General features: G+C 64.9%; 13 protein-coding genes. 8 read left to right on the forward strand and 5 right to left on the reverse strand.

Features of this window, described 5'->3' with window-relative positions:
- The first annotated feature begins 41 nt into the window (after nt 1–41).
- The 4 genes from ASE22_RS01520 to ASE22_RS01535 are packed head-to-tail and all read left to right on the forward strand — an operon-like array spanning nt 42 to nt 4,469.
- Entirely contained in the window at nt 42–962 is a 921-nt protein-coding gene (locus ASE22_RS01520; RefSeq protein ID WP_056354008.1) for an SDR family NAD(P)-dependent oxidoreductase, read from the forward strand.
- 5 nt (nt 963–967) lie between these two features.
- Nucleotides 968–1,801, forward strand: coding sequence for a MaoC/PaaZ C-terminal domain-containing protein (locus tag ASE22_RS01525; protein WP_056354011.1), 834 nt, complete (start codon nt 968–970; stop codon nt 1,799–1,801).
- Nucleotides 1,798–3,246, forward strand: coding sequence for a hydroxymethylglutaryl-CoA synthase family protein (locus tag ASE22_RS01530; protein ID WP_056354014.1), 1,449 nt, complete (start codon nt 1,798–1,800; stop codon nt 3,244–3,246). The genes ASE22_RS01525 and ASE22_RS01530 overlap by 4 nt, the downstream gene beginning before the upstream one ends.
- A gap of 23 nt (nt 3,247–3,269) precedes the next feature.
- A complete protein-coding gene (locus ASE22_RS01535; protein WP_056356186.1) occupies nt 3,270–4,469 on the forward strand; it encodes an acetyl-CoA acetyltransferase in 1,200 nt (399 codons plus the stop codon).
- A gap of 53 nt (nt 4,470–4,522) precedes the next feature.
- Here ASE22_RS01535 and ASE22_RS01540 read toward each other — a convergent pair whose 3' ends face one another.
- Complete coding sequence (locus ASE22_RS01540) at nt 4,523–5,272, reverse strand: SDR family oxidoreductase (protein WP_082545761.1); 750 nt, start codon at nt 5,270–5,272, stop codon at nt 4,523–4,525.
- 153 nt (nt 5,273–5,425) lie between these two features.
- Here ASE22_RS01540 and ASE22_RS01545 point away from each other — a divergent pair, with 153 nt between their 5' ends.
- The 4 genes from ASE22_RS01545 (at nt 5,426) to ASE22_RS01560 (ending at nt 10,002) form a co-directional block, all read left to right on the forward strand.
- Nucleotides 5,426–6,610, forward strand: a complete 1,185-nt coding sequence (locus tag ASE22_RS01545) for a CaiB/BaiF CoA transferase family protein (protein WP_162248278.1) — start codon at nt 5,426–5,428, stop codon at nt 6,608–6,610.
- 65 nt (nt 6,611–6,675) lie between these two features.
- On the forward strand, nt 6,676–7,644 hold the full coding sequence (locus ASE22_RS01550; protein ID WP_156397450.1) for a hypothetical protein: 969 nt from the start codon (nt 6,676–6,678) through the stop codon (nt 7,642–7,644).
- Between the two features lie 34 nt (nt 7,645–7,678).
- Nucleotides 7,679–9,112 (forward strand): aldehyde dehydrogenase family protein, encoded by a 1,434-nt coding sequence (locus tag ASE22_RS01555; RefSeq protein WP_056354022.1) that lies wholly within the window; start codon nt 7,679–7,681, stop codon nt 9,110–9,112.
- A 5-nt stretch (nt 9,113–9,117) separates the two neighbouring features.
- Nucleotides 9,118–10,002 (forward strand): crotonase/enoyl-CoA hydratase family protein, encoded by an 885-nt coding sequence (locus tag ASE22_RS01560; protein WP_056354024.1) that lies wholly within the window; start codon nt 9,118–9,120, stop codon nt 10,000–10,002.
- 10 nt (nt 10,003–10,012) lie between these two features.
- On the opposite strand, the gene ASE22_RS01565 is transcribed toward ASE22_RS01560, so the two are convergent.
- From ASE22_RS01565 to ASE22_RS01580, 4 genes are all read right to left on the reverse strand, one after another.
- A complete protein-coding gene (locus ASE22_RS01565; protein ID WP_082545763.1) occupies nt 10,013–10,510 on the reverse strand; it encodes an SDR family NAD(P)-dependent oxidoreductase in 498 nt (165 codons plus the stop codon).
- Nucleotides 10,511–10,554: 44 nt separating this feature from the next.
- Nucleotides 10,555–11,553: an NAD(P)H-dependent flavin oxidoreductase gene (locus ASE22_RS01570; protein WP_056354028.1), complete on the reverse strand. Its 999-nt coding sequence runs from the start codon at nt 11,551–11,553 to the stop codon at nt 10,555–10,557.
- 55 nt (nt 11,554–11,608) lie between these two features.
- Nucleotides 11,609–12,397, reverse strand: coding sequence for an SDR family oxidoreductase (locus ASE22_RS01575; protein ID WP_056354031.1), 789 nt, complete (start codon nt 12,395–12,397; stop codon nt 11,609–11,611).
- Between the two features lie 77 nt (nt 12,398–12,474).
- The gene (locus tag ASE22_RS01580; protein WP_056354034.1) at nt 12,475–13,365 is read right to left on the reverse strand and encodes a DMT family transporter; all 891 of its coding nucleotides are present in this window, start codon (nt 13,363–13,365) and stop codon (nt 12,475–12,477) included.
- Between the last annotated feature and the right edge of the window lie 164 nt (nt 13,366–13,529).

A 13,529-nucleotide genomic window follows, 5' to 3' on the forward strand; every position in this document is an offset into this window, starting at 1 on the left:
GCGCACCGCTCAACCGGCAAGCACGAAGATTGGAGGACGCATTGAATCATTCGACACGTCTGGACGGCAAGGTAATAGCGATCACTGGGGCCGGCCGAGGGATCGGGCGCGACATAGCGCTTCTATGCGCGCGCCAGGGCGCTTCCGTCGTGGCCAACGACCTGGGGGTGAGCACCGAGGGGGAAGGCGGCGATGCCAGCCCTGCCGATGAGGTGGTCGCCGAGATCACCGCCGCAGACGGCCGCGCCATCGCCAACCATGCCAGCGTCGCCGATCCCAAGGGCGCGACATCGATCATCGAAGATGCGGTGCGGACATTTGGCCGCATCGACGGCGTCGTGAACAATGCCGGCATCCTGCGCGATCGTATCTTCCACCGCCTGTCGGAAATCGATTGGCGTCAGGTGGTCGAAGTACATCTTAACGGTGCCTTCCTCGTCTCGAAGGCGGCAGCACCCTATTTCAAGGATCAGGGATCGGGCGCCTTCGTCCACTTCACCTCGACGACCGGGCTCGTCGGAAATTTCGGCCAGGCCAATTATGCCGCCGCGAAACTGGGCATCGTCGGCCTGTCCAATTCGATCGCGCTCGATATGGCGCGCTTCGGCATTCGCTCGAACTGCATCGCCCCCTTCGCCTGGAGCCGGATGATCGCGAGCATCCCGGCAAAGGACGAAGCCGAAGTCCAGCGGCTCGAACGCCTTAAATCGATGTCAACCGACAAGATCGCCCCGATGGTCGCCACCTTGCTGTCGGATGCGGCGGACGGCATCAGCGGCCAGATCTTCGGGGTTCGCAAGAACGAGATCTTCCTTTTCTCCAAGCCGCGCCCGATCAAGACGATGCACCGATCGGAAGGGTGGACGCCCGAAAGCATCGCGGCGGAACTTCTGCCTGCCATGAAGCCGGTGATGGAGCCCCTCGCGCGCTCCGCCGACATCTGGCCCTATGATCCGGTATAATCACCATGGCTCTGAACCCTGCGGCGCTGGTCGCCAAACCCCCGATCGAGACGCTGCACAAGCTCTCGAAAGAAGATGTCATCCTATATGGGCTTGGCGTCGGCGCATCCGAACTTCCCTTCCTCTATGAAAAGGGATTGAAGGTGCTGCCGACCATGGCCTTCACCATGGCGACGCCCGGCTTCTTCTGGCCCGAACCCGAATATGACGTCGATTGGCGGCGCATCCTGCATGGCGAAAGCTACGCCCGGATCCACAAGCCGCTGCCGACGAGCGGCAATCTCGTCGGCCGTACGACCTTCGGCCCGGTCTACGACAAGGGCGATAAGGGGGCGATCGTCTATCAGAACCGCGAAATCTTCACCGAGAATGGCGAGCTCGTCGCCTCCATAAGGAGCGGCAGCTTCCTGCGCGGCGATGGCGGCAATGGCGGGACGGCCGACAGCCAGCCCGCCCCCCACCCGATCCCGGCGAGGCCAGCCACCGCCATCATCGACATGGCGACGGCCGAAACCCAGGCCCTGATCTACCGATTATCGGGCGATATGAACCCCTTGCATGCCGATCCCGAAATTGCGGCTGACGGCGGCTTCCCCCGCCCGATCCTGCATGGGCTGTGCACGCTCGGCGTCGCCTTCCGCGCCGTTCTGGCCGAGCTCTGCGATAATGAGCCCGAACGTGTGAAGGCGCTTGGCGCACGCTTCGCCAGCCCCGTCTATCCCGGCGAGACGATCCGGGTCGAGATCTGGAGCGACGGCGATCATCACGGCTCGTTCCGGGCCAGCATCCCCGATCGCGATGTCATAGTCCTCAACAACGGTCTGGTGGAGTTCGCATGACAGAGGCATCCGGTATCCTGTCCTACGGCGTCTATCTGCCTCGCAAGAGGCTGCAGCGTGCCGCGATCCACGCCGCCAACGGCTGGTTCGCACCCGGTCTCGAGGGTCTGGCGCGCGGCGAACGCACGATCGCCGATTGGGATGAAGACAGCGTCACCATGGCGGTGGAAGCGGCGCGCGCTGCGCTCGAGGATCATGATCGCCAGTCGATCACCGGGCTTTCGCTCGCCTCGACGACCCTGCCCTTCGCGGATCGGCTGAACGCCGGCATCGTCAAGGAGGCTCTGAACCTGCCCGATGACGTGGCGGCCTATGATCTCACCGGCAGCCAGCGAGCGGCGACCTCGGGGCTCGCCCAGGCGCTGCAAGCCGCTGGCCGGGGCGTCCATCTCGCTTTGGCGGGCGAGCTCCGGAAGGCCCGCCCCGCCTCGGAAGCGGAAATGACCCAGGGAGACGGGGCGGCCGCTTTGCTCGTCGGCCGGGGCAAGGTGATTGCCCGTCATCTGGGATCGCGCAGCGTGACGATCGATTTCGTCGATCATTATCGGATGACCCGTTCCGACTTCGATTATCATTGGGAAGCGCGCTGGATCCGGGACGAAGGCTATCTCTGCATGATCGGGGAGGCGCTGCGCGATGCGCTCGGCGCCATGGACATCGCCGTCGACACCGTCGATCATCTGATCGTGCCGGTCACGGCGCGCGGCGTCGGCGAAGGCATCGCGAAGCGCGTCGGCATCCGAAGTCAGGCCCTGATCGATCCGCTGCTCCAGCAGGTCGGCGACACGGGCGCCGCGCATCCTCTGCTGATGCTGTCGGCGGCGCTCGAACGGGCGAAGCCCGGGCAGGTGATCGTGCTGATCGGCTTCGGCCAGGGCGTCGACATCGTCGCCTTCGAGACAACTGCCGCCCTTGCAGACCTGCCCGGCCGGCGCGGCGTTGCCAGCGCGCTCGATCGGCGGATGCCGGACGACAATTACCCGCGTTATCTGTTTCATCGCGGCTTGCTCGATCTCGATCGCGGCATGCGCGCGGAGTTCGATCAGAAGCAGCCGGGCACGACCTTGTGGCGGCATCGCAAGGCGGTGCTCGGGCTGGTCGGCGGACGCTGTACCCAGACCGGCGTAGTGCAGTTCCCGAAGAGCGACGTCAGCGTGGGTCGCAACGATCACGCGGTCGGCACGCAGCAGGATTATCCGCTGGCCGAGCTGCCCGCGCGCATCGTCACCTATACCGCCGATCGGCTGACCTATTCACCCGCGCCGCCAAGCTATTATGGCGTCATCGATTTCGAAGGCGGCGGTCGCATGATGACCGAATTTGCCGACGCGACCGAGGACCAGATCGAGGTGGGATGCGCGATGCGGATGGTGTTCCGGATCAAGGCTTTCGATGAGCAGCGCGACTTCGTCAAATATTTTTGGAAAGCCGCGCCCGCCAACTGATCGGGCGCGCGGAGGAGATCGATATGCCGAGCGGCATCAAGGACAAAGTTGCCATATTAGGAATGGGCTGCGCCAAATTCGGCGAGCGCTGGGACAAGGACGGAGACAGCCTCATGGTCGAGGCTTATGAGGAGGCGATTGCAGACGCCGGAATCGGCACGTCGCAGATCGATGCCGCCTGGCTCTCGGTCGCGTTCGACGCCGTCAACATCGGGCCTTCGGGCATACCGCTGGCAATGGCCCTGCGTCTCGGCGATGTCGGTGTCACCAAGGTCGAGAACTACTGCGCCAGCGGGACGGAAGCGTTTCGCGGCGCGGTCTACGCAGTCGCGAGCGGCGCTGCCGATATCGCGCTCGCCATGGGCGTCGAGAAGCTGAAGGACACGGGCTATGGCGGCCTCCCGGTGCGCTCGCGCGGCACGACCTTCGATATGGTCGGCGTCACCGGCTCCGCGCCGGGCCAGTTCGCCCAGCTCGCCTCCGCCTATCGCGCCGCGCACGATGTGAGCAAGGATGACCTCAAGCGCGCCATGGCGCACATCTCGGTCAAGAGCCATGATAATGGCGCTAAGAATCCGAAGGCGCATCTGCGCAAGCGCATCGATATCGAAACGGTGCTCAACGCGCCGCTCATCGCCGAGCCGCTGGGCCTCTATGACTGCTGCGGCGTATCCGATGGCGCCGCCTGCGCGATCGTGACAACGCCAGAAATCGCGCGCAGCCTGGGCAAGACCGATCTCGTCACCGTGAAGGCGCTGCAAATCGCGGCCTCGAATGGATGGGAGATCCAGGGGGCCGGCTGGAACGGTAGCTATTTCCACACCACCCGCGTCGCGGCCACCCGTGCCTATCAGGAAGCCGGCGTCACCGCCCCGCGCGACCAGATCAGCCTGATGGAGGTCCATGACTGCTTCTCGGTCACCGAACTGGTGACGATGGAGGATCTCCATGTCTCGCGCGAAGGCGAAGGCTGGAAAGATGTGCTGAACGGCTTTTTCGACGCGGGCGGCACGATTCCGTGCCAGATCGACGGCGGCCTGAAATGCTTCGGCCATCCCATCGGCGCATCCGGCCTGCGGATGATCTACGAGAATTATCTCCAGTTGCTCGGCCGCGCGGGTGAGCGGCAGCGCAAGAAGCCGCCCAGCCTCGCGCTCAGCCACAATCTGGGCGGCATGCCCAGTCAGAATGTATCGGCCGTCGCGATCGTCGGCCTCGCCTGAGGGCAGGCCCATGACAGAGGGGGGCAGAGGGGGCCGCCCCCCTCTGCCAGCGCTTATTGCGCGTAGATCGAGCCGCCGTTCACATAGAGCGACTGGGTGTTTACCCAGCGCCCGTCCGACGAGGCGAGGAAGAGCACCGCGTCGGCGATTTCCTGGGGGTCGCCGGGGCGCGCGAACGGAGTCGATCCCGGCTCGGTGCCGGTGCCGTCGCCGGATGCGGTGGCGGCGGTCCGGTCGGTCAGGGTGAGGCCCGGCGCAAGCGTGTTGACGCGAATGCCGCGCGGCGCGAGCTCCCGAGATAGCGCCCGCCCGAGCTGCTCAATCGCTAGCTTCACCGCCGAATACAGCGCCACCTTCGGAATGGCGAGGCGCGTCAGGCCCGAGGAAAAATTGATGATCGCGCCGCCATCACGGACGGTGCGCGCCGCTTCCTGCATCGAGATGATGTATCCCTTCAGGGTCAGCAGCTGCTCGTCTATCAGCGCTTCGCTCAGCGATCCGATCTCGCCGATGCTGCTGTTGGGATGGGCATTGTTCACGACGATGTCGAGCTGGCCGAAGGCGCCCAGCGCTTGTCGATAGAGCGCCCGGATCGACTCGGCGTTCGCCATATTGGCCTGCACCGCAACGGCCTTGCTGCCGGCGGCCTCGATAGCCCGAACGGCGTCATCGGCCGCCACTCGGTCCGTCTGATAGTTGACGATGACCGATGCCCCCTCGCGCCCGAAGCTTTCCGCGATCGCGCGCCCGATCCCGCGCGACGATCCGGTGACGAGTGCCACCTTGCCTTGCAATCTTCCCATGCGACACTTCCTTTCCGTTGTCCGGCCCTTGTACGCCATATGGTCGAGCCTGGATGGATAGATGGCGCCAGCCACGCCTCCCCCACCCGAGGCGGGGGGTGAGCAAGGCAAGGCAGCGGAATAGCGTCAATCCATGTAATAAAGGAGCGACGGGTGCCAAGACACAAGGCCCTGGAGGGGATCAAGGTTCTCGATCTGTCTCAAGGCGTGGCCGGCCCACATTGCGGCCTGATCTTCGCCGAACATGGCGCGGACGTCATCAAGGTCGAGCCGCCGGCGGGCGATTGGCTTCGCCGGCTCGGCCGAAGCCATGACGATCTTTCCGCGCATTTTCTCGCCTTCAACCGGGGCAAGCGGAGCCTGTCGCTCGATCTGCGCGACGATGCCGGGCGCGAAGCGGCGCTGGCCCTGGCGGCGCAGGCCGATATCCTGATCGAGAATAACCGACCCGGCGTGAGCGATCGGCTCGGGCTGGGATATGCACAGGTCAGTGCCGTCAACCCGGGCATCATCTATGTCTCGGTGACCGGCTTCAGCCAGACCGGCCCTTATCGCGATCTGCCCGGCACCGATGGCGTGATCCAGGCCTATACCGGGATCATCGACGCCAATCGCCCGCCCGAAGGCCCCGGGCACAAACTGAGCTATGTCGCGGTGGATTTCACCGCCGGGCTCTATGCCTATCAGGCCGCGATTACCGCCCTCTATGCTCGGCCGGTCCACGGCGGAACGCATCTCGACATCAGCCTCACCGGATCAATCGCAGCGCTTATGTCTGCCAAATATATCGAAGCCGTGCTCGATGGGGAGGCTGCGCGGAGAGACATGTCCTGCCCCTGTGGCACGTTCGAGACGAAGGACGGCCTGCTCTACATGGTCGTCATGTCCGACGCGCAATGGCCGAAATTGCTGGCGGCGATGGACTTGACCGAGGTGCTGGGCGATCCGCGCTACGCGGCGCTTCCCGATCGGCATCGCCAATCGGACGTCATCGACCCGATCCTGAAGGCCCGCTTCGCCGAAATCTCCACGGCCGAATGGTGCGAGCGCCTGTCGGCGGCGGACCTCCTCCACTATCCCGTGCGGACCTATCTCGATTTTCTCGATGACGAACATGTCCGCCAGACGAACATGTTCACCTGGGCCTCGCAAGATGGCGTCGGCCGCTTTCCCGTCGCCCATCTCCCCGGCACGCCGCCGCGGGAGGCGCATGACTCGCTCCTTCGGGCGCCGCACCTCAACGAACATGCCGCGCTCGTCATGCCGGGCGGCGCCTGGCCTCGGCCCGGCCCAAGCGATCAGCCGAAAGATATCGAACGACAGAGGGAAGCGATCTGACAATGGCGGAAACTCGTCATATCCATCTGGTCGGGAGCATGAATCTCCCAACGGCGGAATATGCCATGACGCTCGCTGCATCGACGATGGGCGATGGCCTGCTGCGCCTGCCCGATGGCGAACCCGGCCCGCGACGCGGCTGGATCTTCTATCAGCGGCCGATGTTCACCCATAACAAATGGCTCGCCGCCTCACCCGACGCCGCCCGGACGGGCATAGCCGACATCAACGCTAAGCGAGTCCTGCGCAGCGGCGTGCGGGCCGAAGAGATCGAATTTCCCGAACTCGGCTATGCGCGCGAGGCGCGCAATTCGTTCCGCTGGTTCGAACAGGAAGTGGCGGCCGGCCGGATTCCGGCGCACATGCGGTTTCAGGTATCGTTGCCGACGCCCTATGCCTGCCTCATCAGCTCGGTCGAGGTCGATACGCTGCCGCAGGTGGAGCCCGCTTATGAAGCGGCAATGCTTCGCGAAATCGCGGCAATATGCGATCATATTCCGCATGATCGCCTAGCCATTCAATGGGATATCTGCCTCGAAATGCTACAGTTCGACGGCGGCAGCCCGGCGCTGCCCCCCTTCGACGCAGGCGCGCATTCGGGCCGGTTCAAGCGACTGACCGCCGCCGTGCCCCCGGGCGTCCATCTGGGCATGCATCTGTGCTATGGCGATTTCGACGGCAAGCATGTCATCGAACCTGCAAATACGGGCAAGCTCACCGCTTTTGCCAACTGGATCACCGCGCTCAGCGCGAGGCCGCTGCAATGGATCCATATGCCGGTGCCAGTCGCGCGCAGTGACGAGGCCTATTTCGCCCCGCTCGCGAATCTGAAGCTTCACGAGGAGACCGAGCTGTTCCTCGGTCTGGTCCATCTGTCGGACGGGGTCGAAGGCGCGCGGCGGCGCATCGATGCCGCCCGGCGTCACATCGAACGTTTCGGTATCTCCACCGAATGCGGGATCGGCCGGGCGCATACGACGCCGGAGATTTCCGATCTTTTCGACATCCATATCAAAGCCGCGCGCGAGGCATGAGAACCGGTGTGGACGTGGCGGCAGGGAGACGAGCATGCGACATTATCTGAGATTCTACATCGACGGGGGATGGGTCGATCCGATGTCGTCCGGGACGCTGGATGTCATCAACCCTGCAACCGAGCAGGTGAACGGCACGATCGCATTGGCGACGAGCGAGGATGTCGATGCGGCGGTCACCGCCGCCTGCCGCGCCTTTCCGGCCTGGTCAGACAGCACGCGGGAGGATCGCCTCGCCGTACTAAAGCGGGTGCTGGCCTGCTATGACGAACGCGCCGAGGACCTTGCCGCGGCCGTCACACAGGAGATGGGCGCCCCGACGGCGCTGGCGAAGAAGGCGCAGGTTCCGATCGGCCGGGTGCACATCGCCTCGGCAATCGATATCCTCGCCAGCTATGAATTTTCCGAACGTCGCGGGGCGACGCTAATCGACAAGATGCCGATCGGGGTGTGTGGCTTCATCACTCCGTGGAACTGGCCGCTGAACCAGATCACCTGTAAGGTCGCCCCCGCGCTCGCCACGGGCTGCACCATGGTACTCAAGCCGTCCGAAGTCGCGCCTTTCTCCGCGCAAATCTTCGCCGAGATCATGGACGCCGCCGGGGTGCCACCGGGCGTGTTCAACATGATCCAGGGCGACGGGCCGGCTGCCGGCGCGGCGCTTTCGAGCCACGTCTGTGTCGATATGATCTCCTTCACCGGCTCGACGCGCGCCGGGATTGAGGTCGCGCATAATGCCGCGCCGACCGTCAAGCGGGTGCATCAGGAACTGGGCGGCAAAAGCCCCAACATCGTCCTCGACGACGATCAGCTCGCGCGCAATGTCGGGCGCGGGGTCGCGCATATCATGGTCAACTCGGGCCAGAGCTGCAATGCGCCGACGCGCATGCTGGTCCCCGCGGCCCGCATGGCCGAGGCAGCCGATGCGGCGCGTGAGGCCGTGGCGAGTATCACGGTCGGCGATCCCTCCAGCGCCAGGATGGGCCCGGTCGTATCCGAGATCCAATGGCAGAAGATCCAGAAACTGATCCAGGCCGGCATCGCCGAGGGCGCCGAGCTGGTCGCCGGCGGCCTGGGCAAGCCCGATGGCCAGTCGATCGGCTATTATGTCAAACCCACCATTTTTGCCAGCGTCGATAATGGCATGACGATCGCCCAAGAGGAAATCTTCGGCCCCGTCCTGACGATCATCGGCTATGACGCGATCGATGACGCCATCCGCATCGCAAACGACACGCCTTATGGCCTGGCCGCCTATGTGAACGGCAGCGACCATGAAACGGCGCGCGCGATCGCCGCCCGTCTACGGGCGGGCCAGGTCGCCATCAATGGCGCTCAGGATCCTACCGCACCCTTTGGCGGGTTCAAGATGAGCGGCAACGGGCGCGAATGGGGCGAACGCGCCTTTGACGAATTTCTCGAAACGAAAGCGGTGCTCGGCTTCGAACCCGCGCCGGCGAGGGCCTGACGTCGATGTCGAGTTTCGAGAATATCCTCTACGCGGTCGATAGCGGTATCGCGACGATCACGCTGAACCGGCCCGACCGGATGAATGCGATGACCTTCACCATGGCCGAGGAACTGATCGCCGCCTTCGATCTGGTCGATGCCGACGATGCAGTCCGCGCCGTGGTCGTCACGGGCGCCGGCCGCGCCTTCTGCGCGGGCGCGGACCTTCAGGGGGGCGGCACCTTCGGAAAGCGCCACCATTCCGACACACTCATCCGTCCGGACGGATCGATCGCCTATGAGACGGAGGAAGCGCGCGATCGGGGCGGCAAACTCGCGCTCCGGATTTTCGGCTGCCTCAAGCCGGTGATCGGCGCGATCAACGGCGTCGCCGTCGGCATCGGCGCGACCATGGCGCTGCCGATGGATATTCGCCTGGCGAGCGATGGGGCCCGCTTCGGCTTCGTTTTCGTTCGGCGCGGGATCGTCCCCGAAGCGGCGTCCTCCTTCTTCCTGCCGCGGGTCGTCGGTATTTCCCAGGCGCTCGAATGGACGATGTCCGGCCGCGTCTTCCCTGCACAGGAAGCGCTCGAAGGTGGTCTGGTGAAGCGCCTGCTGCCCGAAGCCGATCTTCTCGCCGCCGCTTATGATCTGGGAAAGGAAATTGCCGATAATGCAGCTCCCGTGTCGGTTGCCCTGGCGCGTCAGATGATGTGGCGCGGCTTGACGATGCAGCATCCGATGGAGGCGCACCGCCTCGACAGCCGGGGCGTGCTGGCCCGTAGCCGCAGCGCCGATGCCGCCGAAGGCGTCGCGTCCTTCCTGGATAAGCGCCCCGCCAACTATCCCGATCGCGTGTCGCGCGACATGCCCGACTATTTTCCATGGTACACCGATCCGGCCTATTGACAGCGGGGCTTCACCACGGGGCGCGGCCGGCATCTTCGAAGAATCCCCGGTCGGCCCGTCGGAGGGAAGCTGCGCCACACGCAGCGGCGTCGCCCCGCACTGGGCGGCTGACCGGTCGGTCGCTGTTCCCGGTAAGAGTCGGTCGCGCAATGTCCCGAACTGGGCCGCATTCACCTTGATGGGCGCATCGCGCAGCCCAAGTCATCGCGACAGCGCCGAAGAAGTTCGTCTCGAAGATATCCCGGATACCTTCCACCGACTTCTGCGCTTCCAGATCGTCCGCGCCGAAGCCGGCTTTGTTGACGAGGCGGCCAACGGGTTCGATCGCCGCGACGGCGGCGGCGATCGATGCGTCGCTGCGAATATCGCATGCCAGCCGTTCGACCGAACCGCCCTCCGAGAGCAGGCGAACCGCTGCCATCGAGCCGCGTGTGCCGTCGCGACAGGCGAGGAAGACATGATCGCCACCTTGCGCCCCCCCGCGCGATCTCGAAGCCGATGCCCTTATTGGCGCCGGTTACGAGGGCGATGCGAGTCGCAGGGCGGCGCTCATCAGCATGCCGCGCGAAGCGCGCTGGCCTGCTCGACCATCACCTGAAGTCGCCTCTCGATGATCTGCTCCGCTTCGCACACGATCCGCGCTACGAGCTCGCCGACGGTCGGCACGTCATAGATAAGCCCCTGCACTAGGCTCGCGGCCCAGGTGCCCCCTTCGAGGTCGCCATTGCCGAGCGCGGCGCGGCCACGGGTGCCGCGCACCAGATGGCTGATCTCCTCGAAGGTCTTGCCTTCCCGTTCGAGCTGGACCGCGAGGGTCGAAATGCTGTTTTTCGCCACGCGCGCCGTGTTGCGATAGCTCCGGAACATCAGGTTAGTGTCTAGCTCGCTGTTGGCGACCATCTGCGCCTTAAAATTAGGGTGGATCGGCGCCTCCTGGGTCGCGCAGAAGCGCGTGCCCATGTTGATGCCGTCCGCGCCCAGGGCAAGCGCCGCGACCAGACCCCGGCCATCGCCGAAGCCACCGCTCGCGATCATCGGAATAGTGAGCTGGTTGGCCGTTGCTGGAATCAGGATCAGCCCCGGAATATCGTCTTCCCCGGGATGGCCGGCACATTCGAACCCGTCGATCGAGATCGCATCGACGCCCATCCGTTCGGCCGACAGCGCGTAGCGGACCGCGGTGCATTTATGAATGACCTTGATGCCGTGCTTCTTGAATTCGTCGACATGTTCCTGCGGCTTGTAGCCCGCCGTCTCCACCGCCTTGATGCCGCTCTCGATGATCGCCTGGCGATATTCGGCATAGGGCGGCGGATTGATCGCCGGCAGGATCGTCAGGTTCACGCCGAACGGCTTGTCGGTCATCTCCCGCGTCCGGGCGATCTCCTTCATCAGCGCTTCGGGCGTGGGTTGGGTCAACGCGGTTAGGAAACCCAGCGCGCCGGCGTTGGCGACCGCCGACACGAGCTCGGCGACCCCGACCCACTGCATCCCACCCTGCGCAATAGGGTGATCGACACCGAACAACTTCGTAAAACGCGTCTTGATCATGCGACTTTCCCCATGACGTGAATCTCGAATGCAGCGGCCGCAGCGTCGCCCCGCCTCACGGCTCCACCGTCGCGCCCGTCGAAGCCAGCGCCAAGCCTCCATCGACCGCGATGGTCTCACCGACGACGTAATTGCCCGCCCGGCTGGCGAGGTAAATGGCAGCCGCCGCGATATCCTCGGGATCGCCGATGCGGCGGGCCGGGATGAGACGGGACAGCCTATCGGAGTCTTCGCGCGCATTGCGGTTCATCGCGCTCGCAAAGGCGCCAGGAGCGATGGCGTTGACGATCACTCCATCGACAACGAGCTGCGCCGCCAGCCTTCGTGTCAGGTGGATTAGCCCGGCCTTCGATGCGTGATAGCTGTAGGTTTCGAGTGCGCTCAGCCGGATGCCCTCGATCGACGCGATGTTGATCACCTTCGCCGGATGCCCGCCTTCGCGATCGGCTTTCAGCAGCGGCAGCAGCGACTGGGTCAGGAAGAAGGGCGCTTTCAGGTTGATGTCGAAAACCTTGTCCCACCCCTGTTCGGGAAAGTCGCCCAACGGCGCGGCCCAGGCCGCCCCGGCATTGTTGACCAATATGTGTAGGCGCGCTTCGCGCTCGCCCAGCGCCGCCGCCAGCCTAGCGCAGCCCTCGACCGAAGATACGTCCTGCGGTAGGGCGATGCAGGCGCTGCCGAGTTCCTCGGCCGTCGCCGCGCACATCCCGGCCTTGCGGGAGGTGATGTAGACCTTCGCGCCCTGCGCGACGAAGCCGGCGGCGATCATCTTGCCGATGCCGCTGCTCCCGCCCGTCACCAGAGCGACGCGGTCATCCAGACGAAAAAGAGAACTGCTATCCATGCGGCGAAAACTTTCGGTTGTCGGCCGTGGATAGCGCCGTCGCCCTGTGGCCCTCCCCCCCCTTACCGGGGAGCCTGTCAGACGATGGCGCGCTCGGTCCTCTCCCGACCGAGCACATGTTCCCGCCAGACGATCATCAGGCCGCTGCAGATGATGAGCGGCGCGCCGATCCAGATGGCGGGCCCCGGAAGCCGATCGAACAGCAGCCAGCTGAACAGTATTGCCCAGATCAGTGCAGTATAATCCATTGGCACGATGACGGAGACCGGCGCGAAGCGGAGCGCGGCGGTCATAGTCAACTGGTTGGCCCCGCCGATGATGCCCGCCGCGATGAGCAGTGCCCAGACATGGGGCGAATGCGGCCGCCATAAGATGGCGTAGAAGGGCGACACGACGATAAGCGACAGGATCGAAAACCAGAAAACCGTGGTGAGTGCGGCCTCGGTCTGGCCGATGCGCCGCAATAGGACGAGGACGCCGGCCGTGAAGAACGCGCCGATGATGGCGAGCAGCGCGCCCCAGGATTGCAGGCCGACGGAGCCCGGCTGGACGAGCATCAGGACGCCGACAAACCCGATCATCACCGCGATCCACCGCCGCCACCCCACCGCCTCGCCCAAGATGATCGCGCTGAGCAGCGTGGCCGCCATCGGCACAGTGAACTGGATCGTCGTCGCTTCCGACAGAGGTAGGACGAGCAGCGCCGCGAAGATGCAGGTCATGCCGGTCAGGCCGACGGTGGATCGTGCGATATGCGCGCCCAGCCTGCGCGTCTTCAGGCTGGCGAGCCCGGGGCCCATCGTCGCCAGCACCAGCACGAGCAGCAGCGTTCCCGCCTGACGGAATATGAGGAGGTCGATCAGCCGCGCGCCATAGCCGTCCGCCAGTTTCATCGTCGCATTGGCGACCGCGGCGAGAAACACCGAGACGAGGCGCAAGCCGATTCCAAAACTGCGCCGCTCCGTCATCGCGCTGGGCTACTCCGCTCGAGAAACTGTCGGAGCAGCGGGGCCGCGCCATTGCCCCTGCCGCATCGGCAATCGGCGGCGCCCGGTCCCCACCCTAGAAAGGGGGGGATGACCTCTGCATCTTGCCGCACTTCTGCGCCTGCAAGCCGATCGAGGGGCAGAGA

It is taken from the genome of Sphingomonas sp. Root720, from assembly GCF_001428605.1.
Classification (GTDB): Bacteria; Pseudomonadota; Alphaproteobacteria; order Sphingomonadales; family Sphingomonadaceae; genus Rhizorhabdus.